Source organism: Legionella fallonii LLAP-10 (assembly GCF_000953135.1).
In the GTDB taxonomy this organism is placed as follows: Bacteria; Pseudomonadota; Gammaproteobacteria; order Legionellales; family Legionellaceae; genus Legionella; species Legionella fallonii.
The window spans coordinates 3601301-3628071 of record NZ_LN614827.1 but is presented as its reverse complement, the minus strand read 5'-3'; the positions used below and the strand labels follow the sequence as shown (position 1 = coordinate 3628071).

Here is a 26771-nt window from a genome sequence, read left to right as displayed (position 1 = left end):
CCGGATGCTCATAAGTACATTCATTATTTTATTTCTCTAACATTTGTTTAATGGATGTAAATAATATAGATAGATCTTTGTCGCCATAATGTTGACCACAGGCAGCAGTTAATGCCTCATTGGTTATTGCTGTATTATGCAGTGGGACTCCTAATTGCCGTCCTTGTTCAAGTGCTAGCAGTAAATCTTTTTGCATCAGTTTAATGCTAAACAAAGAGTGTTCTGGCGGTGCAAGAATATATGGCGCTCGTTGTTGAATATTAGGCGATGCAATGGCGCTCTGTTGTATAATTTCAATGGCCTTATTCATATCAACACCTGCTTTCTGAAGAAGCAACATTCCTTCAGAAAATGCATGCATTTGTACGGCTAAGCTTATATTTATCGCTAATTTTAAAAAAAGAGCTTGTCCATTTGTTCCCACGTAAAAAATTTTAGGACTAATTGATTCTAAAATGGGTTTGACTCGAGTGAATTCCGCGTGATTGCCGCTGACCATAATAGTGACTAACCCTTTTTCTATCATGATCGGATTTCCTGATACGGGAGCGTCTAATAAATGGGCGTGATGTTCAGCAAGTTCATTGGCGATATTGCAGCTAAAATTGGGAGAAACTGTGCTTAGATCAACAAGCAACTTATCCTTTGTTATTGCTGATAATACACCATTGTCACCCTCTATAATTGCTGATATCGCTTTATCGTCGGTTAAGGACATTAGTGTGATATTACATGCTTTAATGACCTCTCTTGGTGATTCAGCCCATTGCATTCCCAACTCGATGAGAGGCAATGCTTTTTGTTGTGTTCTGTTATAGCCAATGACAGTGTGGCCTGCTTTTAATAGCCGATCCACCATCTTACTACCCATATTCCCAAGGCCAATAAATCCTATTGCTTCCATAGTCATTTCCTTTATTTTGCGTGAGTTCGATATAAAGAATAATGTATTTCTTATATCGAACGGCTTTTATTCGGAGCTAGGCGGAGCCATAAATTCAGGTCCTACTGTTGTTTGCAAATGCTCATCAATAATTTGATCAATTTGATGCATTGCATCAGTATCAATCGTCCATCCCATCACATCATTAATATTTTCTAATTGTGAAGGATGTCTTGCTCCCCAAAGGGCAATGGTATGTCCTTTATCTAATACCCATCGTACTGCTAACGCCAAAACATTTTTCTTATAATTTGTTGTTGCAAATATATCCAATGCAGAAACAGCATCGAGATATTGTTGAAAGAGAGGTTTTTGAAATTTGGGATCGCTTTTTCTTAAATCATCCCCATTAAATTGGGTATTGGCATTCATTTTCCCACTCAATAACCCGCGACATAATGAACCGTAGGCTAAGGTGGTAATATGGTTTTTTTCAGTGAACGACAGAATTTCTTTTTCAACTTCTCGTTCAAAAAGATTGAAAGGGGGTTGAGAGGTATTAATTGAAGCGAATTTTAAAAATTCTTGCATTTGTGTTGTTGAAAAATTACTAACACCAATAGCATGAATTTTACCCGCTTCAATAAGTGATAATAATGCTAGAGCCGTTTCTTCAAAAGAAACGGAGGAGTCTGGCCAGTGGATTTGATAGATGTCTATATAGTCTGTTTGTAATCGCTTAAGTGAATCGTCTATCTCTTGCATTATTCTCTTACGGGATGAGTTTCTGGAAACGTTACCCTCATGCCATTGGAGACCCACTTTAGTAGCGAGAATAATGTCTTCGCGATGACCAAATTGTTTTAATGCTTTCCCAACAATTTCTTCTGATTTCCCAAAACCATACACAGGAGCTGTATCAATCATGTTAATGCCAAGTTCTAACGCTTTATGAATCGTATTAATTGATTCCTGCTCTTCCGTGCCCCCCCACATCCAACCACCAATGGCCCATGTTCCAAGACAAATTCGAGAAGCTAGTTTTTTTAGAGGAGTAATTTGTATTGTTTCCATGATAGCTTTCCTTGCAAGTTAGGTGGATGTATTTCATTAAGGTTAGATAAAATTTTGTACATCGTCAAACTGAATTAGGGGTATGGAATTGGCCATATATGTAGGCCTGGCAACCAATTGCTCGACGTTCCTTTCGCCGGAGGGGTTGGAAGTAAGTGTCTTGAAATCAGAGATATGCGAATCGTTTCTCGATAGGAATTATAGCCGTTATGAACGAGAGTATGGATAACATAATTTTGATTTTATATTAATCAGAATGGGTTCTTTTGTAACCGCTGCGATTTGTGTATAATACGAGCAAAATAAGTAATTTGGAGTCACTATGCCCCGCGATAACAATCTATTCCCGTTTAATCCTTACATCCATGGCACTTCTTCTCAAACGTTAAGTTTAATGAAAAATACCGATTTTCAGCTTATGCCTATTGTAGCTATGCTAAATAATTTTAAAGTGGCTCCTATGGTAGGTGAGTTAACACAAGGTGGGTTTGCTATTATAGGCAATGGTTCTAATGATGATACCATCATAGGGGCTACTTCTTTTGGTCGTATGAAACACGAGCACTACGATTTAGATAAAATCATCGAAAGTTATACTAAACTCCCACATAATGTGGCTCTGAATTCAAATAAGGAAAACTTTAATGAGACTTTAAAGGCTGCTCACAAAGCAGCCTTTAGCCAATTGAACTTATTGATGATTTATCTTGTGCGCTTGCGGCAGCTTGGTGTACAAGTATCAGATATTATGTCTCTAGATGATATAAACATTCTAAAAGAGAGCCTGGATGCCACAGTACAATTTTATTATTTTATTTTATGTATTCAAAAACATATTTTCATTGATGCTGCGGCAATGGAACTGTTTAAAGAAGAAAATAATCTTGAGGGTGGGTATGCGGTAGGTGACTATATAATTCATTTCTTTTCTTTCGGGCGCTTTATAGAAAAGCTTAGAAAAAGTCAGTTGAACATAGAAGAAATTTATAATTCCCCGTCATCAGAAAATATAAATAAGTTGTTAGAGTTCATTAAAATTCCCAATGGGACACAGGAAAAAGTTGAAAGATATTCTTTGGGAGAGGCCAATTTTATAGCTAAACGCGATTATCATTTTTTTACTGCTCATAAACCCGAGCTTAACTGCGAATTGTTTAATGAAAAAATTGGCGGATATCTGTTTTGCAATCGCTCAGGTTATTCATTAACTAACTACCTTGAAAAGTATTATGAGGCCTATAATCTTGTTCAAAAGCATAATAAAACTAGTGTTAGTGTACCCGATTTTGAAAAGTTTCATACAGAAGTCTTGCCTTATATAGAGGCACTAAAAGATAGAATTCAATTATGCAACACATTAATAGATGCCGATGATAAGGCGTTTGTACCTTATGAAGCGGATGATGAATTAATCACTAATCCTTTTCCAGTAGTATTTGTCACAGAAGCGAAAACTTTAGAGGTGCATGAAGAGGAATATAGAAGTCGCGCACCTCTTAAGCTAGGTAAGGAGATTGTATTAGTCGCCACTGATACTGTAGAAAACCAGAAAAGATTGCGTGATTATATACAAGACAATAACGTTGGACCTGTTGAGGTGTGTCTTTTTGCTGACTTGTATGCGCTTCGCTCCCAACCATCTAATTATTTTGATGCATTTGCAAGTGATGATTTGCTTAAAGCATTTGAGATAGCTAAAGAACAAAATTGTGAGGTTCAGTTCTCTAAACTTTATCGCGCTCTTTCTGAACTTAATGAAAAACGTTATCGATTTAAAGGAACAAACGACGTTGTTTATGAAGAACTCGATAAGTTTTTTACTGATTTGCAGCAAAATATTTTAACCGCGGATAAAAATAAAATTAATTTCAAAGGGATACAGGAGATTTGTCAGCGTAATAAGCAAGAAAATTACGCATTATACGCAACTCACCGAGGAATATTGGGTGCCATTGATACGATACTAACCATCCTTGCAAGTTTAGTAGTATTTTATCCGATAACTTATTTAGTTCGAAAAAGCATGGGAGCAACACATACCTTTTTTGCAACTGATACAGAGAAGAGGGTTAATAATACTCTTGTTGTTATGGACGAAGTTATGAACGAAATGACAATCGCTGAAAGCCGATTGTCATAATTGGCACCTTAAGGTAGCACCATTGGGCAACCAATTGCCCAATGGTGCTACCTTAATAAAAGGAAGAAAAAATCGTAGCCCGTATTAGTGCAGCATAATACGGGAATACCCTGGCTCAGTGCACTGAAATCCCAGATTACGCTGCGCTCATCCAGGCTACAAAAACTTAAGGTAGCGCCATTGGGCAATATATTGCCCGACGTTTACCATTTAACCATGAACTGGTTTTGTATTATGATTTTCCCAGGGAGGCAACCCGTAATCGATTACCATCGGGATCTTGAGCGACAAAGGTATAGCCATAAGGTACGATGCTTGGTGGAAGGAGAATATCTATTTCTTTGGCTTGCCATTCTGCAAATAGCTCGTCTACTTTTTTATTATTATCCAGCGTAAACGCTAATTCACCATTACCGCTTTTTTCATCCGGAAGGGGTTCAACGCCATGTTTTGTTTTCAGAGCCAAACTCATTCCATTGGATAATTTGAATGAATAAAACGTCGGCGAAGCTTCTTCTGCGGTTATTCCAAGTAAATTCTGATAAAAGTCGCTGCTTATCGCAATATTATTAACATAAAGCACAATAACACTCGGTTCGAGTAACATATGTTCTCCTTTAAATTGGTAATTGATGTTATCGAAGGTAGTTTACTGGCATATCCTGACAGTTTGTGTCAGTAGTGAATGTTTGTTTAATGTTCGTTTAGCGACATAAAAAACATAAGTATGCTTTTTATGTCGCTAAACGAACGTTATCCTGTAAAATGCTCAGCATTTATATGGAATCTAATTCTAAATAGGAACAGTTCGATATAAAAAACGTCATTTCAGGTACAAGATTGTATTTCTGTGATTAGTAAATTTAATCACCTTGCTTTAAGTATTTTGGCCTCGCAGGGTGTACTTTTAATCCCTTTGAACCTCCAACTCGTTAAATTATGCATAAGAACAATGCCTTGTTGCTTAGCTTAAAAATGAATCAATATAAGAGCGAGCCATAGTCAAGATTTGTTATAGCACCCTTATAATTGAAGTTGTCAATTACACGCCAATATAGCAAAAACCATGAAGTACATACCTTACTTATGTCTGACTTTATTAGCATTTATTGAGATAGTAAAAAAGCATCAGTTATTAGGGGATTTTCCTGGAGCGCAGCGAATGATTTCTTGCTATGCCACATTCAGGATCTTCTTTGCTGGACAGGTTGGGCTAAACGAAGCGTAGCCCAACAAAAAAACTGAAAATATGGCATGGAATAACTGATTGGAACTGTTGTTGTGTTTTATTTTTAGCCATCACATAACTAATAGGCCAGGCTATGTTAAAAGTTGTTCGAGAGGGCTATGACAAACCTATTGTAAAATCTAAAGATTCTTATCTACATAGTTTATCAAAATAAAAAATACGTAGGTTAGGCTTTGGGAGATAGGCTATTCACAACGGTCGCTAGAACTCCTGAGCCGCCTAATTGTTGTGAGAGGATATAAGCTAAAAAGGGTGGAACAATTGAAACAGTCACTTGCACTGCTGTATCCAAGAGTCTTGAATATTTGCAAAATCCTTTAGCTGTCAGTTCTTGCTAAAAAGACATTCTGTGCTCTGAATTTGGACGTGATTGTTAACTGTAAAGGATGATTGATTAAAGTTAACATAGTTGATATTTTGATCACTAAGATGTATTATTTCGCCATTTCATCTCAGGGCTATCTTACCTAATGCCAAAAAATGCCTTATACAATGTAATCACTGCCGCCATTTTTAATCAGTCTACAGCCGTGCTGCCAGATGGAGTCACTTTATCAAAATGTAAGAATAATAAAGGGGCGAATTATTTTCTTTTTGAGTTATCACCAGATAATGGTTTTGCTATTGATAATTTAACCTTAAAAAATCACCACTTGAGTGTTTACGAAAATCCACTAAGCTCAGTGGATAAAAGTCAGTATCATTATACTGCTGTTTTTGAGGATGGAGAGAGTAGAGAGTATAGACTTCATGTCTATTTTAACTACAGAGATTATTGCCTATGGGAACCTAAACTATCTTTAATTCTGCCGGAAAATAAGTTTGTTCCCGTTGAGAGTAAAGAACATAGTGACGCATTTAGGACGTTAGCCCATATAGCCACCAATAAGTTAATTGATTATTTAAGAGCAACTCAAAATACAGTAATAAGCAATTTGCAAAGAGGGAATGAGAGTTTGGAGGCTCAGGCTAGTCTTTTGTCAAAAAAATTAGATGACAATAGAGCAGAATACATCGCTTGTATTAGGAGATTAATAGACGCTCATGAGGAATTAAAAAAATACGTCAATAATGTGCAGCCTGTGTTATCAACTGTAAGGTATTATAAAAATCTTTGTGATCAATTATCTCTGATAACAGAATCCCCCATAATTGCAACGCGCATTGAAGAAAATAAAGCAGAACCATCTGCAACGATACTTCTCTCGGACGCTAAAAGTGACATATCGGATTTAAAATCAGAAGGAACCAATACACGAGTCAAGAAAAGATCAATATTGGATGAGGTGATTAAGAATTTAAAAGAGCGCTTTTTAGCATATAACGAAGCTACTGAGGAGCAAAAGCCGTCCCTCCTAGTTGCGTGTTTCAATGAGTTAATCTTGTATGAAATGGATGTAGAGGATATTGGTGATTTCGCGTTATTAAAGCTTGATATTGAAGAGGAAGGTAAAAAATTATTAGAATTATTTTTAATAAAAAAACAATATGAAAAAGCGGAGAAGCTGGCACCATTTTATTATTTATTAACAGATAATATATTTCATCTGGCTATGAGACGAAGTCCTGAGGATGTGGGCTTATTGAGTTTTCTTTTAAAAAATCAGATTATTCCGTTTGATTATAAAAATTTTGTTATTAAGGAGGTCAGTTATTCTTCTTTAATGGCATATTATTTTGAAGCGGATATTTCAACTCCAGCCAAGATTAATAGCTTGGATGTTCTTATAAAAAATGGAGTGTCCTTAATGACCCTAGATAAGAGCGGTTTGCCTTTTGCAGCTACTCTTCTTTCTCAACCTGGACATCCTTTAAGACCCATACTTGAACGTAATGCGGAGTTAACTTTAGATAATCCAGTTTTTTATAAACAACTTAATAGCGTGTTGCGCGTTCTTGCGTCACAATCTACTTGCAGTAAAGAAAGAAAAGCCCAACTCACAGAATTAATAGTTTCTACCAATGCCGCATTAGAAGCGGTTAGTAGAAAAAGAGAGATTAGCCGATTAAGTCACCTTCCTAAGGCAGAACTCAATGGCGGTATTTTAAAGTCTGATAAAGCCCGTGGATTAATAGATAGGCTTAAACTAGATCCAGATATAGCCGGTTTAGAAAAAACTATCCAACAAAAAGTAATTACTATACTAAAAGCTTCAAAAGCTAATAGACCCAAAACAAAAAAATCTCTGGGATGCATTGCTCAAGTGAATTTGGACAAATATCAAGAACAATTAGTTAATATTGATGAGCACCAATTACCTACTTTCGAGAGACTAAAGGAATTATTTCTTACCCAACAAAGAAATGTAATACATTTTCTTGAGTTGTGGGATAACTTGAAGGATATAACAACGCAGGGTTCTCGGAGGATTTCTGCTAAGGAAAGGAATGCGATTAAGGGTCGACAACAGCAAATTATTAACGAGCTAGGTGCGTTGACTAAAAAATTATATTTGCCGCTGCAAGATTTATTGAAGCAAGATGTATTGAAATCTATTGATGAATTAGAAAAGACTTCGAGCGAATTAGCAAAGACCAGAGAAAGATTAGAAAAGACTAGGAACGAATTAGCAAGGATCAGGGAAGGCATAGAAAAAGCTAGGAATGAATTAGCAAAGACCAAAGAAGGAATAGAAAAGGTTAAGGAAGAAAAGAAAGAATCAGAAAAACAACAAGTTAACGCAGCTAGAGCATCTCAATCTGGTTTGTTTGCTTCTTCTGATAAGCCAGGGAGTGACGCTCAGTCAGCAATTCCTCAAGCTGGTCCTTAGATTAGGTATACTCAGATGAATAACCTGAGTGACGAATATTAGGGGGCGTCCTGTGACTAAAGTTCATATTGTATTTTTATCAATCTAGGTTTGGTGAATAGATAAGTGAATATGCCGGGTTTAACAGCCCAGCATACGCTTGTTACGGTATAGGATTCAGTGCTAATCCAATTGCACTGCTGGAGCTCAAAAACATGATCGCTTAATGTGCATAACACGAGTAAATAAGTGATATTAAATAGAGTATTTTCTAATGCAATTTTCAGAAAATAATTATTCTTGACTATTAAAAATGGTTGTTCTAAATTCTTCTTATGCAGCATTGATACAGAATTATTATTAACAAATAATGTCTCAATGTGGATATTTCCAATAATATTCCGAATATCGAATTGATAATTAAGGCCTTAATTACCATGTCTAATTACGGAAATCCTGTGAGATAAAGCGCGACCTAGAAAAATTTATGGATGAATACAGGGAGTATTATCATGTTTCAATTAGCTAAAGAGCGTGTATTTTTCACACTTTTATTGTCCAATTTGATCGTTGCAACCGGAACAAATGCAGCTTCTGACAATCAAAACACTACTCAGCCTCTATTAGTAAAGGCAACAGATGTTAAATTTCACCCTGCCCCTGGCTTTCCTAAAGGTGCGGAAATAGTATTATTACGTGGTGATTTAAGCCAAGCGGTTCCATATACCATAAGATTTAAATTACCCAGTAATTTTGTAATTCCCTCTCATTGGCACTCAACTGATGAAGAAGTGACCGTTCTTTCAGGGACATTGAATGTAGGTATGGGTGATAAAGTGGATAAAGAGCAATCTACTGCTTTAACGGCTGGTGGTTTTCAACTTGTTCCAGCTAATGCTCATCACTATGTGTGGTCTACAGGTGCTACAGTCTTTCAAGTAGATGGTATGGGGCCTCGTACTACTGTCTTTGTGAATCCTGCTGAATGGACTGCTTTAATCCAAAAAAGCAACAATAAATAAATTTTTCAGGGCATTAGTTCTATGCAAGTAAAAAATTCGAACCACCGTTTTGGTTCAATAGCTATCGTTCTACATTAATAAAGACGATATTTTACGAAGGATGCTCCCATGATTAAAATATACTGGAAAAAATGCTTCATTACATTATTATCTTTAGTACCAGTGATATGTATCGCTGCAGTACCATCATGGCAAATCGTGCCAAATGAAAGCGATCTTACTTTTATTGCCACTCAAAATGATGCTCCTGTAACAGGTAAATTTAAAAAATTTACTGGTGAAATTAATGTGGATCCCAATCAACTTAGTTCCAGTAATATTAAAATTGTCGTAGACATTAGTTCCATGTCAGATGTCTATAATCAACTAGCAGATACACTTAGTGCACCAGAGTGGTTTAATGTTAAGCAGTTTCCTCAAGCAATCTTTCAATCAAAGGAAATTGTTAAAACAGGCGATAAGACATACCAGATAAAAGGAACTCTAACGATTCGAGATAAAACATTACCTGTCACTTTGATGATTAGTCAGGAAGAATATACCCCAACCAAAGGGCGAGTAAAAGGCACGACAACAATACAACGTACCCCCTTCGGTGTGGGACAAGGTGAGTGGGCTGATACGAAAACTGTGAAGGATGATGTAACAATTGATTTTACACTAACAGCAGTAAAAAAATAATCTTGCTTCATTCGGGGGATTTTGCGCAAATCTCCCGAAATAATAGCTAATTTAATGTCTTGCTAAATGAATTGACCTGTAATGCAGTAGGAACTCCAAAATCCGCAATGGACTCAATTTCCATTTCACTTTTAAGTGATCCTTTAGATTGAGAATAGAACAACAAGCGTTAGGGGGCTGAAACCCTAAAGTTGAATGATACATTGCCGATTGTAAAATACTTCAATGTAATCGAATAGAACTGATGGGCCTCATTTCTAGTTTTATAAGGAATACGCTAGCTAAATAAGGGGGCAAGCCTTTTGGTTCTATCCTGAAACACCGGCTATGTTAATTATGATGGATTTCAGTTTTTTGATAAAGATCATTACATAACTAAATGGCTCTCGGAGCTAAATGACAAAATTTATCAAACTCCATCTTTTCTATTCCCTGGATGGGAGGATTAGAGAATGTTAATCAATGGAGCAAAATAAACAAGCTTGATTACGCTATCGCTTAAGCTACCTGAAATTCTTGCTTAGAAAAGAGAGAGTTACATGAGAAAAAAACCTTTACCTTTATCTGAAGTATATTGTCTTCTGGAGCCAGGGCCAGTCGTGTTGCTCACGACCTCCTTATGCGGAAAAGCTAATGTAATGACAATGTCATGGCATACTATGATGGAGTTTGAGCCACCGATAATAGGTTGTGTCATTAGCGACAAGGATTATACTTTCGACATCTTGAAAACAACCAAAGAATGCGTAATCAATATACCAACCGTAGAAATCGCAGAACAAGTGGTGGGGTGTGGAAATACCTCTGGAGAAAAAATAGATAAGTTCAATCTGTTTAATTTAACACCAATTACCGCTTCTCTTGTGAAAGCTCCTCTTATTAGCGAATGTTATGCGAACATCGAATGCAAAGTGATTAACATGGAGATGGTGCCTCAATATGGTTTTTTTATTCTTGAAGCCTTAACGGCATGGATTACTCCATCCAGGAAGAATCCAAGTACAATTCATCATCTTGGGAGAGGTCGTTTCATGGTGGCTGGTAAAACAATCAAGCTTCGATCTAACATGAAGTAGTTTATTGTTTCAGGAAGCAGTTATCCTGGCCTTGGGGCTGCTTAATAATGGAGATAATCCAACATGATCAGGAAAAAAAATAAATCAAAAGAGAGCTCTAGATCAGTTTCAATCTATGCAAGCCGTTATGATCTCCATGATTTCATATTGACAAAATTTAATGAATTCGGAATGCCTTCACGTGTGGCTAAGCAGTTAATTCAAGATGAGTTAAAAGCAGATGGTATACCCATTTTAAATTTGGCTAGTTTTGTTACAACATGGATGGAGCCTGAAGCAGATGAGCTTATTATGCAGTGTATCAACAAGAATTTTATAGATCATGATGAATACCCGCGTATTGAAAAAATTCATGAACGTTGTGTGCATATCCTGGCTGATTTACTCAATGTAAAAAAATCGGACAATTATGCTGGAACCGCAACCGTTGGCTCTTCTGAAGCAATCATGCTTGCCGGCCTTGCCCATAAATTTAGCTGGCGTAATAAGCAAAAAGCGGCTGGTATGGATAGCTCACAGCCTAACATCATAATTGGCGCTGATGTGCAAATATGTTGGGATAAGTTTGCCCGTTATTTTGATGTAGAACCAAGAATTATTCCTCTGCAAGAAGGGAAATATGTGATTACAGCAAAAGATGTCGAGCCTCTTATTGATGAAAATACGATTTGTGTTGCTGCTGTTCTTGGTACTACATTTACGGGAGAATATGACGAAATTGAAGAAATAAATGCTTTACTTGTCCGTATAAAAAAGGAAAAAAGTTTGGATATCCCATTGCATGTGGATGCTGCGAGTGGTGGTTTTATATCGATGTTTATTGATGATGGCATCAATTGGGACTTCCGTCTTGAGCAAGTAAAATCAATTAACCTTTCGGGGCACAAATATGGTTTGGTATATCCAGGTATAGGCTGGCTTATTTTCAGGGATGAGTCTGTAGTGCCCTCGGATTTGATTTTTGATGTTAACTACTTGGGTGGCAATATGCCTACTTATACGCTTAATTTTTCTAATGGTTGTTCCATGATTGTTGCCCAATATTATAATTTTCTTCGTTTGGGAAAAATAGGCTATCAAAAAATTATTAATAACATGATGGAGGTAAGTGACTTTGTACTCGAGGGTTTGCTTAGTACAGGCAAGTTTGTCTTGCTCGGTACCCGCCGCATGGAGCCTGTTGTGAGTGTTTCCCTCAAAGATAATAGTCATTACTCCGTTTTTGATATTTCAAGAGAATTGCGTACTCGAGGATGGATCGTCCCTGCCTATACCCTGCCTGCGAACGCACAAAATGTTGAAGCGTTGCGCATTGTCATTAAGGAAAATATAAGTTTAACTCTGGCACATGATTTTTTGAATGAAGTCAAAACTGTATTGACAGAACTTGAGGGCAAGGAGAGTAAGTTTAGTCAGCCTAGACGAGGAAAAAACATAACTCATTAAATGGTGGGTGCTAACATAGCCTTCAGAGAGCCACCTCAAATTGCTTGGTTTTTCACGTCTTTGATTTCGCTGCGCTGCATCAAGGCTACGTTTACTTTCGTTTCTTGAGTTTAAAAGCCTAAAAAGGTACACGACCTATCAAATATAATATTAAATAAATTATTAAAATAAGCCCTATTATTCCTGTCGGTCCATAACCCCATTCTCTACTATGACCCCATCTTGGTAAGGCACCAATTAAAACTAGTATTAAAACAACAAGTAATATTGTACCAAGCATGATTGTTCTCCTTGAAACTGCATGTATATAGTAACTATAGTATTAATGCCTTAGGTTTGCTCAAAGCATCTTTCAATTTACGAGTATGAATCCCACTTTAGCTAAAACTAAACTATACTTAAATTGTTCAATTAATTTAATTTTTACCCGGAAAACAGAACAAATGTCACACATTATTTGTCTGTTTAAGAATAAACCATAGAGGGGCGTTGGTTTAGGAAAAAGGAGAGCAAAATGCCTATTGGATTGTTGTTTTGGATTATTATGATTATTTGGCTACTTTTTGGCTTTTATTGGCACCGTTCTGATTTTTCACGTGGCAACTACGGCATTGTCGGCGGTAATGTAATGTTATTCCTCTTGTTAGCTATACTTGGCTGGAAAGTATTCGGTCCTATAGTTCACTGAAGACTGAAGTTATCTGATTTCCATGTGTCACTATAATTCATGTGGAGTGACACAAAATCATATTCAAATTGATGTGGTCAAGTAAAACTGACCGCGTCAATGTGGATGTGCCATTGGTTACAATCAAAGAACGCTCGCTATCAAATATACCTGTTTTTACTTCAGGGACGCCCCCTAATAAACACAAGGTCATGAATAGTAAAAGAGTAGTCTAGAATTAATGAAAGATATTTTTTTCAGTGGCATCCGTGCATCAATAATATAGGAGTAATACCATGAGAAAAAGGGAATGTTCGAAAATGAGCACTTGTCTCTGGACACTGCGCTTTGAAGTATTAGGTGTTATTTTATTGGCTATTGCAACCGGATTAACTATCTCTACTGGCAATGGTCTTGGAATAGTCGCTTTATTTGCTGCAGGTGTTATTTTATGTCTGTTTAATAAATTTTGTTGTTATGTTTGCTCATCAAAGCAACCATCCTGTCCTATTTGTGATGAGTCCCATTCTTATCACTCCGAAGAAGCAGTCCAAACACAGGAAAAGGAAGAGAATGAAGCAAAACAAGCTATGGATAATGAAGGTGGAAATCAAACTAATAGGAGAAGATAGTCTATTGGAAGTACCGCTATATTTCGCTATATATTGTTAGTATAAATGCAGCAGAAATTGCAAAACAAGTTGAGGTTGGAAGATCGACGGTGTATAAATTATTACAAGACACTGCTGAGTAACCAGCATAATCAAAAACACATTCTTCTTTGTTGGATTATGCTTTATAAAAGCATATCGAGAGATATTGGGAGTTTACTTTTTAGTTAAGGATGACTGAGTGCCATTAAATCCACAATTACCTAAAGAGCCCATCCATTGGATATCTAAACCATTAGATCGATTTATTCGTATTGAGACAAGTACAGCCGGCTTACTATTATTGTCCACTGTTATCTCACTAATTATGGCCAACTCCTCTTGGTCAGAATCTTTTTTATCCATTTGGGACATATCCTTAGGCATTCGCTTGGGAAATATTGAATTTTCTCGTCCAATCCATGATTGGATAAATGATGGGTTAATGACCTTATTTTTCTTTTTTGTGTCGTTAGAACTAAAGAGAGAATTGGTATTTGGCGAGTTACGTCAGCCTAAAATAGCTGCTCTTCCTATTATCGCGGCTTTGGGTGGAATGCTTGTACCTGCTTTATGTTACCTCTTACTCCAATCAGGTGGACCAGGACAGAATGGGTGGGGTACTGTTATGGCGACAGATACTGCCTTTGTGATTGGATGCTTAGCATTATTTAGTAAACATATTCCTCAAAGTCTTCGGATGTTCATGTTGTCATTGGCTATTATTGATGACATTGGCGCAATCCTGGTTGTTACTATTGGTTATAGTGATGGGATTTCTTGGACGGCACTGGTGACATCAGTAATAGGGTTTGTTCTCGTGTATCTAATGGGAAAATTAGGGATTCGCAGTATAATTGTATTTTTTTTGGGGGGAATCCTCATATGGATTTCAGTTGATGCATCAGGCATTCATCCCACCATTACTGGCGTTATCCTTGGATTAATGACCCCTACTGATACATGGATAAATGATAAACGATTGCACAAAATTTTAAAGCATATGGTTTCTTATCCACCAGGAGAGCATTGGAGTGGAGATACAGAGGATCGCAAGGCATTACACATAGCTGAATTAGCTATTCGTGAAACCCTGTCACCGATTGAGCGACTGGAAATTTTATTACACCCATGGATTGGGTATCTAATATTGCCTTTATTTGCACTAGCTAATGCAGGAGTGCTCATATCTTTTTCTGATTTTACTAATGAAGTTACCTTAGCTATATTTTTAGGATTCATTCTGGGAAAACCTATAGGGGTTTTGGGTTTTAGCTTTATCGCTGAGTTCCTTGGGTTAGCGAAGAGACCCAAAGATCTTAACTGGATATTGTTAACTTGCGGCAGTATATTGACTGGCATCGGATTTACAATGGCTATTTTTATAGCTAATTTAGCGTTCAATGAAAATCTTATTAATTCAGCTCGATTGGGTATACTGCTAGCGAGTATTTTTTGTGCCCTAACGGGTATTTTTACGCTTTTAATATACAAATTGTTTTTTTCAGCGAAGTTAGACTCTAGTCGGTCAGTTCCTTAGGTTCCTCTCAAAAACTACCCCTAGGAGTTTAAACTTTGATGCCCTTGCCCGGTTATCTTGACTTGCTTCCTATGAGTGTTGTAACGTGAACCACTCGTTTTGACGCTTTGATTATTGACTGAGAGGCATGGATGCTTTCAAAAGCTATTCAATCTTTATCTCAAACATGCCTATTCTTCTGCATTTCTGTAATGCTATTCGGGTGTTCATTTGCTCCTAAATATATAAGGCCTTCCATACCTGTCGCAGAAAAATACCCTAGAGGAACATGTCAGCAGAAATGCACGAACATCCAACAGCTTGACTGGCAAAATTTCTTCACTGACCCAGCTCTAAAACAATTGATCGAGTTGTCGTTAAAAAATAATCGGGATTTGAGAACAGCTATAGAACGGATGGGCGAAGCAAGAGCGATGTATGGCTTACAAAAGGCTGATTTGTTTCCCACTCTGAATGCAAATGCTCCAAGCCTTAGAGTCGGGTTGCCAGGTAATTTGGTACCCAATGTAAATCCATTTGTTTTTTCAGCTTATTTGGGTGCTCTTAGTTTGAGTTCGTGGGAGGTCGATTTTTGGGGGCGCCTTAGAAATTTGAAGGATGCGGCGTTAGAAAATTATTTAGCGACGGAAGAAGCAGAACATGCCACGTTCATAAGCCTGATAGAGCAAGTCGCCACCACCTATCTAACAGAGCGTGAGCTGAGCGATTTGATTCGTATCACCCTAAAAACCATTAAGAGTCGTAAAGAATCATATCATCTAATGAAACGACGCTTCGAAGAAGGCTCTTCATCAAAGTTTGAAGTAGTTCAAGCAGAAACACTTTTGCAGCAGGCGAATTCAGATCTCACTGTACTTGAGCGTAAGCGTGAGTTGAATTGGAATGCGATGACCCTTCTTGTGGGGACTCAGATACCTGTCAATCAGGGGAGACTTTCTTTGGTTGAACCCTATTATACAAAAAGGATTTCTTCTGGACTACCTTCAGAATTATTGTACAACCGACCCGATGTGATTGCCGCTGAACATAGATTAAAAGCAGCCAATGCAAACATTGGCGCGGCGAGGGCAGCTTTTTTCCCCAGGATTACGCTGACGGGTGCATACGGTACAGCCAGCAATGAACTGAGCAACTTGTTTAGCCCAGGAACTAAAATATGGGCTTATTTTCCAAATATCACCCTTCCGATATTTGATTGGGGAAGAAACATGTCTGATCTTGGCCTTGCAAAATCACGCCGAAATCTAGCGGTTGCAGAATATGAACATAGAATACAAGTTGCTTTTCGCGAAGTTGCTGATGCACTAGCTAATCGTACATGGCTGATAAAACAAATTATTGTTCAAAATAAAGCATTAGCTTCACAAAGGGAGCGCACGCGTTTGGCATGGTCTAGATACCAAGTGGGTACTTCGCCATATCTTGAAGTTCTTGATGCTGAGCGAGACAAGTTCTCTGCTGAGCAAGCTCTTGTGCAAACACGATACGCCCTTCTTGCCAGCCGAATTAACTTATATGCTGCATTAGGCGGAGGATACCGTAGATAATCAGAACTAGTCTATCAGTTTGTCGCCGGGATGCTTAAATAAGGAAAGATAATGACTATAGAAGAAATAAAGAAACGGTTAATGACTATAGAAAAAAAAACGTGGGTAAAGATACTAGGAATATTGGTTATCGTAATTGTGGGTTTTATTATTTGGTACAACTATCTGACAAGTAAAAATGCAAATATTATCAGCGGAAATGGTCGAATTGAGGCTACTGAAATTAATATTGCTCCGCGAATGCCCGGAAAGGTTAAGGACATTTTTGTGGACGAAGGGGATTATGTAAAAGTCGGACAGGTTTTGGTGCAAATGGAGACCGATGTCCTGGATGCGCGGCTCAAAGAAGCTAAAGGTCAGTTGCTTATGGCGCGAAGTGCTGTCGCAATAAACCAAAGCAAGCTGAATCAATCAAAAAATGAAAAGGTTTCTGCTGATGCTGTTTTAAAACAAAGAGAGGCTGAATTTGAAGTCGCTAAGAAAAGGTTGAGGCGCTCTTCTAAGCTTGTTTTAGAAGGTGCGACTTCAAAGCAGGAAGTTGATGATAATAAGGCCGCTTATGAAAGTGCAATTGCCGCAAAAAATGCTTCTTTTGCTCATGTTGAAGCTGCCCAAGCAGCTATTGTAACGGCAGAACGAGAAGTTATCGGAGCTGAAGCGGCTGTTACAACAGCAAAAGGCTCAGTCGAGCGCGTGCAAGCAGATATAAACGACAGCGCGCTAAAAACTCCACGCGATGGACGAGTACAGTACCGAGTGGCTCAGCCGGGTGAAGTAGTGTCTGCTGGTTCTCCTGTATTGAACCTGGTGGATCTAAGTGATGTCTATATGACTTTCTTTCTTCCTACAGTATATGCAGGACGTGTGGCAATTGGGGAAGAGGCGAGGATTGTGCTCGATGCGGCACCGCAAGATGTCATTCCCGCAAACATATCGTTCATTTCAGATGTTGCTCAATTTACCCCGAAAACAGTTGAAACGACTTCTGAACGAGAAAAACTCATGTTCCGAATAAAAGCCAGGATTCCTAAAGAGCTTCTTCAAAAGCATATCGCCCTAGTCAAAACAGGATTGCCTGGAATGACTTATATTCGTCTTAATCCCCAAAAACCATGGCCAGATTATCTACGCCTTAATCCTAATAAACCATGGCCCGGTTATGTTAAGGTAAATAAATGAGTATTCAAGCCGATGCCTCATCCTCATCAATGCAGTCCGTTGCGCGGATACGCGAAGTTACATTGCGTTATGGAAATGTTACTGCGTTAGACGCTGTTGATCTTGATATTCCATCAGCATGTACCGTTGGAATAATAGGTTCGGATGGCGTCGGAAAGTCAAGCCTCTTATCACTTATTGCCGGTGCACGTAAAATCCAGAAGGGCAAGATCGAGCTTTTTGGAGGGGATATGTCTGATACGCGACATCGTGAGATGGTCTGTCCCAGAATCGCTTATATGCCCCAAGGGCTTGGCAAAAATCTCTATCCGACCCTATCCGTTTTCGAGAATGTCGATTTTTTTGGGCGTCTATTTGGCCTTAACTTAGAAGAGCGAAAGCAGCGTATCAACGACCTTTTGATGGCAACTGGATTGTCTCCTTTTGCAAACCGTCCTGCTGGCAAACTTTCAGGCGGTATGAAGCAAAAGCTAGGAATCTGCTGCGCGTTGATTCATGAACCCGATATATTGATCCTCGATGAACCAACTACGGGAGTGGATCCACTATCTCGTCGTCAATTTTGGGAACTTATAGACAGCATTCGCGCATCGCATTCTGGCATGAGCGTTTTAGTTGCAACTGCATATATGGAAGAGGCTGCGCGTTTTGACTGGCTAATAGCCATGAACGCGGGACGTATTCTTTTTACAGGAAAGGTTGCGGAGTTTTTGGAAAGGAAAGGTTCCTCCTCGATGGAAGATGCCTTTATCGCCATGCTTCCAGACGATGAGCTCAAAGATTATGAGCCGGTTGTTATTGTACCTAGAAAAAAGGAGGGTATTTCCGATATTGCCATAGAGGCCCACAACTTAACAATGAGGTTCGGTGATTTCACTGCCGTCGATCATGTGAGCTTCCGGATAGAACGGGGCGAGATCTTTGGTTTTTTAGGATCTAATGGTTGCGGGAAGACAACCACAATGAAGATGTTGACAGGTCTTTTGCCTCAGAGTGAAGGAGAAGCAAAGCTGTTTGGTCGCACTCTGGATCCAAATGATATAGAAACCCGCAAGCGCGTTGGCTATATGACCCAGTCATTCTCCCTTTACTCAGAGCTCACGGTAAAGCAAAACCTGATCCTGCATGCGCGTCTTTTCGGTATAGCGGAAGAGCACGTTAATGAAAAAGTGGATAAAATCATTCATCGTTTTGGGCTTGATGTAGAGAGAAATAGCCTTCCGGAATCTCTCCCTATGGGGGTTCGCCAAAGGCTGTCTTTAGCGGTGGCCATGATCCATAGTCCGGAGATATTGATTTTAGACGAACCGACTTCGGGCGTGGACCCCATCGCGCGCGATGCGTTTTGGCAAACAATAATCGAACTTTCTCGAGATGATAAAGTCACTATTTTCATTTCTACCCATTTTATGAATGAAGCCGAGCGCTGCGATAGAATTTCCTTGATGCATGAAGGACGGGTATTGGCCAGCGGCCCGCCAGCTGCTTTAGTAGAAGAGTGTAAAGCAAAAACATTGGAGGATACTTTCATCAAATTCCTTGAGGATGCAGGCGCCCTTGACACAGAGATGAATACTCATAAGAGTTTTTCCATATCCACCTCTGTTGATTCCATACAGAAAGGCCCAAGTTTGAAAAAAGGCACCGGTTTTTTCAACCTGCAGAGAATGATAAGCTACCTTCGAAGAGAGGCATTGGAACTTTTTCAGGATCCTATCCGTTTAACACTGTCCATTATAGGAAGCGCTATCTTGATGTTGGCATTGGGTTATGGAATCAGCTTAGATGTGGAAAATCTCTCTTTTGCTGTATTGGATAGAGAGCAGACGGGTATTAGCCGAGACTATATTTACAATATTTCCGGCTCTCGCTACTTCTTTAAACGCTCGCCCATTAAAGACTATGAGGATTTGGACCATCGCATGCGCAGCAGTGATATTAGCTTGGCTATGGAAATCCCTCCCAACTTTGCCCGAGACATACAGCATGGCAAATCGGTCAGCATAGGTACTTGGATTGATGGTGCGATGCCAAGACGTGCAGAAATTATCAGGGGCTATGTACTAGGGATGAACTTGCATTGGTTGGCTAATGCAACAAGGAAGGGATTGGGGATCGATAAGCTCAGGGAGCCAATATCTATTCAAACACATTACCTTTATAATCCAGATATTAAAAGTGTGAAAGCAATCGTGCCAGCAGTATTTGGGATTCTCTTGATGTTGATTCCAGCAATACTCAGCGCGCTTTCAGTTGTGAGAGAAAAGGAGCTTGGTTCTATTGTTAATCTTTATGTCACACCCGTTAGGCGACTAGAGTTTTTAATCGGCAAACAAATTCCTTATGTATTTTTAGGGATAATAAATTTTTTCCTAATGGTTGTATTAGCATATCTTGTTTTTGATGTGCCAATTAAAGGAAACTTCTTTACGCTTTTGGTTGGCACGTTACTATTTGTTATTGTATCAACTTCTATTGGACTTTTGTTTTCATGCTTTACCAAAAGCCAAACCGCGGCTATTTTTGGGACGAGTATTTTGACTATTTTGCCAACTATCCATTTCTCCGGACTGATCGATCCCGTTTCTTCTTTAGAGGGAATTGGAGCGTTCATAGGATATATATTTCCAACATCGTATTATTTGGTTATTACTCGAGGTGTTTTTTCTAAAGGACTTGGTTTTAATAATCTTTATATGTGGTTCATTCCCTTACTTTCTATGATTCCTATATTGTTGGGGTTTAGTGTCGCATTTTTGAGAAAGCAAGAGCGTTGAATATGAGTATTAGAAATATATACTATCTTGGTATTAAGGAGTTAATCAGTCTTCTGCGAGATCCGATTTTGATAGGACTTATTTTATTTGCTTTCACTATCAGTATCTACAGTGCTGCCATGTCTTTACCCGATACTCTTCACAATGCCCCTATTTCAATCGTAGATGAGGATCAATCTCAGCTGTCGAAAAGAATTATTGACGCATTTTATCCTCCTTATTTTACAGCACCTACTCTAACCACCTTTAATAAAATAGATGATAGGATAAACGCTGGCCTTGATACTTTTTCGATCATCATTCCATCTAAATTTGAGCAAGATGTGCGTGCAAGAAAAAAACCGGCTATCCAATTATACATCGATGCAACAAGGATTTCCCAAGCCTTAACCGGCAATGAAGATATCCAACAAATTATTATGGGTGAGGTCAATGCTTTTATGCAAGGTCATCGCTCGAATAAACCGCTAGCAATAGACGTTCCTTTTAGGATAATGTTCAATCCCGAATTGAAGGAAAGTTGGTTCGGTGCGGTGATGGAGCTCATCAATGACATCACCATACTTTCGATTATCCTAACAGGAGCAGCATTGATTCGGGAAAGGGAACATGGGACTGTCGAGCATTTGCTGGTGATGCCGGTCACTCCTTTCGAAATTATGGCAAGTAAAATATGGGCTATGACGCTCGTGGTAATCATCTGCAGCTTTTTTTCAATAGAGTTGATCATTCGACTTCTCATTTCTATGCCTATTGATGGTTCCCTTTTTTTATTCATGGTAAGTTCATTGTTTTTCTTGTTTGTCACTACTTCTTTAGGTATCTTTCTTGGAACTTTTGCGCGGTCCATGCCTCAATTTGCACTACTTGTGATTTTAATTCTTATACCAATGCAGATTCTCTCTGGTGGTTTAACACCGCGTGAAAGTATGCCAGAGTTCATTCAAAATATTATGCTGGCTACGCCTAATACACATTTTGTTATGCTCGCACAAGCAATATTATTTCGAGGTGCCGGTTTAATGATTGTATGGCCACAGTTCCTTGCTTTGACATTGATTGGAACGGTTTTATTTTCAGTATCCATGACGCGTTTCCGTAAAACACTGGCTTTGATGGCATAAGAAGAAAGTTTACCATAAGCTTAGCAATTATTTTTTTCATAGGTTTATGCATGCCAAAGTAGGAGACGGATATGGCAAGACCCAAAATAGGACTAGTATTGGGCAGTGGGTCAGCACGTGGCTGGGCACACATAGGTGTTATTCGCGAATTGGCAAACATGGGCATAAAACCGGATCTGGTTACAGGCTCATCCATAGGTGCTGTGGTCGGGGGCGCTTATGCATCAGGTCACCTCGACGAATTTGAGGAATGGATTTTCACGCTTAGACGTGTTGATATTCTAAAATTATTAGATGTCCGCATGGCTGGTGGCGGTTTTATCCAGGGGAAACCTCTGATGATTGCTATTGAAAAACAAATCGGCAATCCTAATATAGAGGATCTAAACGTTCCCTTTGCGTGTGTTGCAACATCGCTCTTTAATGGGAAAGAGCACTGGTTGCGCGATGGTTCCTTACTCGACGCGGTGCGAGCCTCCATGGCTCTTCCTGGAATTTTTGCACCTTTTGCTTTAAAACACGATATTATGCTGGATGGGGGCCTAGTGAATCCTGTACCTATTTCATTAGCGCGCGCTATGGGGGCCGATTATGTCATTGCCGTTAATCTAAATAGTGATCTTGTTGGCAGACATTTCTCCCGACCTCACAGTGATGCACCAGCTGATAATCACGATGACAAAAAGAAATTGGAATATGTTGAAACGCATGATCCAAACACCGCTATGTGGGCATCCAAGCTAAAGGCTGATTTCAACATTAGGCTGGATTCATTTATTTCCTCCCTTCGTAAAAAGAAAATCTCTGAACCCGGTCTCTTCGATGTGATCGCTGGCTCCATTAATATTATGCAGGATCGCATCACTTATTCGCGCATGGCAGAGGACCCGCCCGACGTTCTCATCACACCGAAGCTTGGCTATATTGGTCTTATGGAGTTCGATCGTTCGCAAGAAACTATACGCGAAGGTCGCCAAGCGACTCGCCGGGTGAAAGATGATCTGGAAAAGCTTAAGCATAAATCATGATTTCTACCGCACAACTTGATTATTCATTCTCTTCTCCCTAAAAAATTTAACAAACATGACATAATTGATTTCTTAAGAAATATTATTTTCTGACGCACACAGGAGTCAATGTCACTCTGGTCGCTTAATGCTTGCTATTTTGATTAATTTATGACTTGAGTGTATAATTTATTATCAGTGGTACTCTACTATATAGTCCGCGGGGTGGATCTCATGTCAAAATATGCTAAATTTTTCAAAAAAGCACCACTGGAGGTATTAGAACACCTGTATACCCATCTTGATACTCCGGAAGATTTTTTTTCCGCATGGTTGAGTAAGAATAGAGGCCAGCAAAGAGCGATAGAGCTTGCTTTATTTAGCAAAAAGGGGAGTGAGTTTTATCCCACTCAAGTCAAAATATTGACCATTCTCATCAGTTCTCAATCTTTATTAATAGGGGATGATCATGAACATTTGGCCTACTTGGGCAGAAAACTTTCGTCTCAATTAGAAAATCCTCAATTAAGCATCAAGCAGCTAATGGAAGGGGTAAAACTGACTGCCGCGATAAATAAGGTTGCGCTGCCTTCATTAGACCTTACCACTATATTAGCTCTACCGAAGTTCGATGATTTGAATTATCTTGAGGACTTTGTGGTTGAAGGTGTGAGTCAAGAAGAACAGGCTACCATTGTCGATACATTGCAAAAAAAACTGAATGACCCAAGTGGGAGAGTTCGTAGTGCAGCATTAGGATTTTTAGCAGCGCTAGCGCAAAAAGCAAATAAAAATACGTTGGCTCCCCTTGTTGATACGGTGAAAAAACAACTGGGTATGAAAAAAGAAAGAGATCTTGATGCGATGGATAAATGTTTATCAGTAGTAGTATCGAAAGCGGACGAAAAAACGTTAGCTCCTCTTGTTGACACGGTGAAAAAACAACTGGATGACCCAAAAAATGAAAAACCCACAACGTCATTAAAATATTTAGCAAGATTAGCCCCTAAAATAGAGAAAGAAATGGTGGCTCCCCTTGTTGACTCAGTAAAAAACATACTGATAGCCTCTGATCAATGGTTATTTAGAGAAAATGCTTGGGATGTAGCGCGAGAGGCATTAAGTTGTTTGGTAGAGCTAGCCCCTCTTATGGATAAAAAAGTACTGGAATCCATTATCGAACCAGTGATAAACAAACTAAATGAGGCTGACTTGAGTGTTTACCCGACAGCAGCAAAATGTTTAGTAGCATTTGCCCCTGGAATGGATAAAGAAAGGCTACTCTCCCTTGTAGAGTCAATGAAAAACAAACTGGATGACCCTAACAGTGATGTTCAACGTGCAGCATTAAACTGTTTAGCAGTGTTAGCTCCTATAGTGGATAAGGAAACGCTGGCTTTCCTTATCGACCCAGTAACAAAGAGACTAAATAGTGACGATATTCATGTTCGTAGTGCAGCATTAGACTGTTTAAAAGAACTGGCATCTGGAATGGAAAAAGATACGCTGGAGTCCCTTATTGACTCAATGAAAGACAGACTGGATGACGAACATGAGAGTGTTCGTTGTACGGCCGTAAACTTTTTAAAAGCGCTTGCGCCCAGAATGGAAAAAGAGAAGCTAGCTCCCCTTATCAAGTTAGTACAAAACAAGCTGGATGATGAGAGTAGAAGAGTTTTTGTCGCGGCATCAGAGTGTATATCAGCGCTTGCGGCAGGAATGGATAAAGAGAGCCTACTACCCCTTATTGACTCAGTGCAAGACAAACTGAATGACAAGTCCTCGGATGTTCGTACGCTTGCATTCATTTTTTTAGCAACGCTAGCCCCTATGATGGAAAAAGATAGGTTGGTATCTCTTATTAACCTAGCTATCAATGGACTGGATCACAAAAAATCTTATGAGCGTACTACGGCATTAAAATTTTTAGCAACTGTAGCCCCGGAAATGGATAAAACAACATTTGAAAATAGTGTCGACTCAGTGAAAAACAAACTAAATGACCAAGATAAATATGTCTGTAGTGAGGCATTGAACTGTTTAGTAGCACTGGCCCACAGAATGGATAAAAAAATGTTGGAAAACACTATTGACGCCGTGAAAAACAAACTGGATGACCCAGATACTTGTAGAGCGGCATTAAACTGCTTAAGAGGACTAGCTCCTTTTATGGATAAAGAAACGCTGGCAAACCTTGCTGATTCAGTGAAAGGCAAACTAAATGACGATTATGGTATTCGCAGTGTTGCCTGTCATCTAATGTGTTATATCTTGGCTAATACCGGTCTGAATGTAGAGTTGGTTTCCTCCATCCCCAAAAACCATGAGGGTTTACTCGTTCAGGGAGTGGCTGGATGGATGACAGCAATTCATTCGGCTACTAACCAACAACAAAAACTTGTAGAAGAGAGTCCCGATAGTGATATCCAGGCACGTCCCTTATAAAGGGACTCTTAGGGATAACTAACACCTTCGACACCTTGTTAGTGGAAAGCATTTGGCCTCGGAACTTCGTGTAAGTTTACGGACTCTTTATCGGACATAACTACCTTACATGTACATGGAGCTTCAATCGAAGGTGAACCTGGTGTTGGTTATGTACTCCGCCCCTGATTTATGTTGCCTCCGTTGATGTTTTCTGAGGAAGAAATTGAAGCATTGATCCTTGGTTCACGGCGGGTAGCACGCAGAACGGATAAAAAATTAGAACCTGCTGCAACAAACGTTTTAGCCAAAATAGCTGCAATCCTTCCAGAGGATCTGCAACAACTTTTTTCTTCGACCTTTATGCCGCAGGGGCTACCTGGTTAATACTTTCTTCGATGCTATTAATTTTTATGGAGCTATCTGTAGAGAAGAAAGTAAATTTACCTCTGTTCAAAGCAATATTAATACCCGCTGCAAGTGCATAACCTATTCCGGCTGATATAACAATTGCTAGAATATTAAGAAGAATTTTTGTAAATCCTTTATGTTGATCAAGTTCAAGTCTTGCTGTTTTAATAAAGCCTTCGCAATTTTCTTTGAATTCTTCATACCTTGCCTTTGATAATTCACCAGAGAAATATTTTTCTCCTTCTGCCTTTAAGGCATCATGAAGTATGTTAGCTGCATTAAGAGCATTTTGACATTCTGGCTTGTCTTTGAAGTCTGAAATCTTTTGCATTAATAAGCCAATGTTCTCATTATAGTTCTTCTCAGCGGGACTAGGAACTCTTAGTTGTTGGGTTGTTAGTTTATCAATGACTGGTTTGGCTACGACCTTAGAAGATTGATTGTATTTATCTGTTTTGAGATACTTATTTCCCCATTGTTCATATAAATAAGGCGCAGCAGCAGGATAACTATCTAAAACATATTGGGTTGCTTCTTCATCAGAACAGTCTCCCATTCTGATTGCAAAACCTTTCCTGCCGTTTAAATACTCTTCTTGGTAAGGTAAAAGTTTAGCTCCATCATGGATAATCATATAATCGAAATCAATAGGAATAAACTCATCAGTAGGCAATTTTAAGAAATTATCCTTGTTAGGATCTAACATAGTAAATAACAGTCCATTCTTAGAGATGGTTCTTAAGGAACTATCATTTTTATTGACTAGTTGATCTTCCTCTTGAGAGGAAAGAGACATACCATAGTAATATTTCATGGCAAATCCTTCTTTGCCTTGAATTTTCCCTTCAATTAGCCAAGCAGAGTCTTCCCCAAAGAAGGCATTAATAGAACGAATATTATGTTGAACGAGATCAGAATTAGCACCATTTGGCATTTTAATTACAATTTTCAAATTACTGTCTTGTTTATGCTCCCATAAAGAGACTTGATTCGTCTTACCAGTGGTGATCTCTTTAACTTTCTTATAATCATCTAAGTTAATTTTACCGTAAGTATTTGTATATTTGGGCATAATAGTTTCTCATAACTGATGAGCTTTATTGTTCGTGAATTATACATAAAAA

General features: G+C 38.8%; 22 protein-coding genes. 17 read left to right on the top strand and 5 right to left on the bottom strand.

Annotation, left to right across the window (positions count from 1 at the left end; translation table 11 throughout):
- Positions 1–28: 28 nt before the first annotated feature.
- Both LFA_RS15105 and LFA_RS15100 read right to left on the bottom strand, forming a co-directional pair.
- On the bottom strand, positions 29–919 hold the full coding sequence (locus LFA_RS15105; protein ID WP_269447755.1) for an NAD(P)-dependent oxidoreductase: 891 nt from the start codon (positions 917–919) through the stop codon (positions 29–31).
- 51 nt (positions 920–970) lie between these two features.
- Positions 971–1957 carry an aldo/keto reductase gene (locus LFA_RS15100; RefSeq protein ID WP_045096908.1) on the bottom strand — a complete coding sequence of 329 codons (987 nt, stop codon included), beginning with the start codon at positions 1955–1957 and terminating at the stop codon, positions 971–973.
- A 394-nt stretch (positions 1958–2351) separates the two neighbouring features.
- On the opposite strand from LFA_RS15100, the gene LFA_RS15095 reads away from it, so the two are divergent.
- Positions 2352–4097 (top strand): hypothetical protein, encoded by a 1746-nt coding sequence (locus tag LFA_RS15095; protein ID WP_157010388.1) that lies wholly within the window; start codon positions 2352–2354, stop codon positions 4095–4097.
- 232 nt (positions 4098–4329) lie between these two features.
- On the opposite strand, the gene LFA_RS15090 is transcribed toward LFA_RS15095, so the two are convergent.
- A complete protein-coding gene (locus tag LFA_RS15090) occupies positions 4330–4704 on the bottom strand; it encodes a VOC family protein (RefSeq protein ID WP_045096906.1) in 375 nt (124 codons plus the stop codon).
- A gap of 1112 nt (positions 4705–5816) precedes the next feature.
- Here LFA_RS15090 and LFA_RS15085 point away from each other — a divergent pair.
- The 5 genes from LFA_RS15085 (at position 5817) to LFA_RS15060 (ending at position 12321) form a co-directional block, all read left to right on the top strand.
- Positions 5817–8117: a coiled-coil domain-containing protein gene (locus tag LFA_RS15085; RefSeq protein ID WP_045096905.1), complete on the top strand. Its 2301-nt coding sequence runs from the start codon at positions 5817–5819 to the stop codon at positions 8115–8117.
- Between the two features lie 491 nt (positions 8118–8608).
- The gene (locus LFA_RS15075) at positions 8609–9118 is read left to right on the top strand and encodes a cupin domain-containing protein (RefSeq protein WP_052673998.1); all 510 of its coding nucleotides are present in this window, start codon (positions 8609–8611) and stop codon (positions 9116–9118) included.
- Positions 9119–9226: 108 nt separating this feature from the next.
- On the top strand, positions 9227–9799 hold the full coding sequence (locus LFA_RS15070; protein ID WP_045096903.1) for a YceI family protein: 573 nt from the start codon (positions 9227–9229) through the stop codon (positions 9797–9799).
- A 539-nt stretch (positions 9800–10338) separates the two neighbouring features.
- On the top strand, positions 10339–10875 hold the full coding sequence (locus LFA_RS15065) for a flavin reductase family protein (protein ID WP_045096902.1): 537 nt from the start codon (positions 10339–10341) through the stop codon (positions 10873–10875).
- A 63-nt stretch (positions 10876–10938) separates the two neighbouring features.
- Entirely contained in the window at positions 10939–12321 is a 1383-nt protein-coding gene (locus LFA_RS15060; RefSeq protein WP_045096901.1) for a glutamate decarboxylase, read from the top strand.
- Between the two features lie 118 nt (positions 12322–12439).
- On the opposite strand, the gene LFA_RS19255 is transcribed toward LFA_RS15060, so the two are convergent.
- Positions 12440–12601, bottom strand: coding sequence for a DUF3309 family protein (locus LFA_RS19255; RefSeq protein ID WP_065814377.1), 162 nt, complete (start codon positions 12599–12601; stop codon positions 12440–12442).
- A gap of 234 nt (positions 12602–12835) precedes the next feature.
- Between LFA_RS19255 and LFA_RS19935 the strand changes: the two genes are divergently transcribed.
- From LFA_RS19935 to LFA_RS20195, 11 genes are all read left to right on the top strand, one after another.
- On the top strand, positions 12836–13009 hold the full coding sequence (locus tag LFA_RS19935; protein WP_157010386.1) for a hypothetical protein: 174 nt from the start codon (positions 12836–12838) through the stop codon (positions 13007–13009).
- A 299-nt stretch (positions 13010–13308) separates the two neighbouring features.
- Positions 13309–13620, top strand: a complete 312-nt coding sequence (locus LFA_RS15055; RefSeq protein WP_231865860.1) for a hypothetical protein — start codon at positions 13309–13311, stop codon at positions 13618–13620.
- Positions 13617–13742, top strand: coding sequence for a helix-turn-helix domain-containing protein (locus LFA_RS20660; protein ID WP_157010441.1), 126 nt, complete (start codon positions 13617–13619; stop codon positions 13740–13742). Before LFA_RS15055 ends, LFA_RS20660 begins: the two co-directional genes overlap by 4 nt.
- Positions 13743–13840: 98 nt before the next feature.
- Positions 13841–15178 (top strand): Na+/H+ antiporter NhaA, encoded by a 1338-nt coding sequence (gene nhaA / locus LFA_RS15050; protein WP_045096899.1) that lies wholly within the window; start codon positions 13841–13843, stop codon positions 15176–15178.
- A 131-nt stretch (positions 15179–15309) separates the two neighbouring features.
- Entirely contained in the window at positions 15310–16725 is a 1416-nt protein-coding gene (locus LFA_RS15045) for an efflux transporter outer membrane subunit (protein ID WP_084602206.1), read from the top strand.
- A 51-nt stretch (positions 16726–16776) separates the two neighbouring features.
- On the top strand, positions 16777–17904 hold the full coding sequence (locus tag LFA_RS15040; RefSeq protein ID WP_157010385.1) for an HlyD family secretion protein: 1128 nt from the start codon (positions 16777–16779) through the stop codon (positions 17902–17904).
- On the top strand, positions 17901–20681 hold the full coding sequence (rbbA, locus tag LFA_RS15035) for a ribosome-associated ATPase/putative transporter RbbA (protein ID WP_045096898.1): 2781 nt from the start codon (positions 17901–17903) through the stop codon (positions 20679–20681). Before LFA_RS15040 ends, rbbA begins: the two co-directional genes overlap by 4 nt.
- Before the next feature lie 2 nt (positions 20682–20683).
- The gene (locus LFA_RS15030; protein ID WP_045096897.1) at positions 20684–21805 is read left to right on the top strand and encodes an ABC transporter permease; all 1122 of its coding nucleotides are present in this window, start codon (positions 20684–20686) and stop codon (positions 21803–21805) included.
- A 71-nt stretch (positions 21806–21876) separates the two neighbouring features.
- On the top strand, positions 21877–22833 hold the full coding sequence (locus LFA_RS15025) for a patatin-like phospholipase family protein (RefSeq protein WP_045096896.1): 957 nt from the start codon (positions 21877–21879) through the stop codon (positions 22831–22833).
- Between the two features lie 213 nt (positions 22834–23046).
- Entirely contained in the window at positions 23047–25257 is a 2211-nt protein-coding gene (locus tag LFA_RS15020; protein WP_045096895.1) for a HEAT repeat domain-containing protein, read from the top strand.
- Between the two features lie 183 nt (positions 25258–25440).
- Entirely contained in the window at positions 25441–25623 is a 183-nt protein-coding gene (locus LFA_RS20195; protein WP_197541194.1) for a hypothetical protein, read from the top strand.
- Here LFA_RS20195 and LFA_RS15010 read toward each other — a convergent pair.
- Positions 25598–26719 carry a hypothetical protein gene (locus LFA_RS15010; protein ID WP_045096894.1) on the bottom strand — a complete coding sequence of 374 codons (1122 nt, stop codon included), beginning with the start codon at positions 26717–26719 and terminating at the stop codon, positions 25598–25600. The genes LFA_RS20195 and LFA_RS15010 overlap by 26 nt on opposite strands.
- Positions 26720–26771: the final 52 nt, after the last annotated feature.

What these genes read in the sequence shown, in the direction of transcription:
- LFA_RS15100 (WP_045096908.1), bottom strand. Translation starts at nt 1,957, where the DNA reads ATGGAAACAATACAAATTACTCCTCTAAAAAAACTAGCTTCTCGAATT.
- LFA_RS15095 (WP_157010388.1), top strand. Translation starts at nt 2,352, where the DNA reads ATGAAAAATACCGATTTTCAGCTTATGCCTATTGTAGCTATGCTAAAT.
- LFA_RS15090 (WP_045096906.1), bottom strand. Translation starts at nt 4,704, where the DNA reads ATGTTACTCGAACCGAGTGTTATTGTGCTTTATGTTAATAATATTGCG.
- LFA_RS15085 (WP_045096905.1), top strand. Translation starts at nt 5,817, where the DNA reads ATGCCAAAAAATGCCTTATACAATGTAATCACTGCCGCCATTTTTAAT.
- LFA_RS15075 (WP_052673998.1), top strand. Translation starts at nt 8,609, where the DNA reads ATGTTTCAATTAGCTAAAGAGCGTGTATTTTTCACACTTTTATTGTCC.
- LFA_RS15070 (WP_045096903.1), top strand. Translation starts at nt 9,227, where the DNA reads ATGATTAAAATATACTGGAAAAAATGCTTCATTACATTATTATCTTTA.
- LFA_RS15065 (WP_045096902.1), top strand. Translation starts at nt 10,339, where the DNA reads ATGAGAAAAAAACCTTTACCTTTATCTGAAGTATATTGTCTTCTGGAG.
- LFA_RS15060 (WP_045096901.1), top strand. Translation starts at nt 10,939, where the DNA reads ATGATCAGGAAAAAAAATAAATCAAAAGAGAGCTCTAGATCAGTTTCA.
- LFA_RS19255 (WP_065814377.1), bottom strand. Translation starts at nt 12,601, where the DNA reads ATGCTTGGTACAATATTACTTGTTGTTTTAATACTAGTTTTAATTGGT.
- LFA_RS19935 (WP_157010386.1), top strand. Translation starts at nt 12,836, where the DNA reads ATGCCTATTGGATTGTTGTTTTGGATTATTATGATTATTTGGCTACTT.
- LFA_RS15055 (WP_231865860.1), top strand. Translation starts at nt 13,309, where the DNA reads ATGAGCACTTGTCTCTGGACACTGCGCTTTGAAGTATTAGGTGTTATT.
- LFA_RS15045 (WP_084602206.1), top strand. Translation starts at nt 15,310, where the DNA reads ATGCTTTCAAAAGCTATTCAATCTTTATCTCAAACATGCCTATTCTTC.
- LFA_RS15040 (WP_157010385.1), top strand. Translation starts at nt 16,777, where the DNA reads ATGACTATAGAAGAAATAAAGAAACGGTTAATGACTATAGAAAAAAAA.
- rbbA (WP_045096898.1), top strand. Translation starts at nt 17,901, where the DNA reads ATGAGTATTCAAGCCGATGCCTCATCCTCATCAATGCAGTCCGTTGCG.
- LFA_RS15030 (WP_045096897.1), top strand. Translation starts at nt 20,684, where the DNA reads ATGAGTATTAGAAATATATACTATCTTGGTATTAAGGAGTTAATCAGT.
- LFA_RS15025 (WP_045096896.1), top strand. Translation starts at nt 21,877, where the DNA reads ATGGCAAGACCCAAAATAGGACTAGTATTGGGCAGTGGGTCAGCACGT.
- LFA_RS15020 (WP_045096895.1), top strand. Translation starts at nt 23,047, where the DNA reads ATGTCAAAATATGCTAAATTTTTCAAAAAAGCACCACTGGAGGTATTA.
- LFA_RS15010 (WP_045096894.1), bottom strand. Translation starts at nt 26,719, where the DNA reads ATGCCCAAATATACAAATACTTACGGTAAAATTAACTTAGATGATTAT.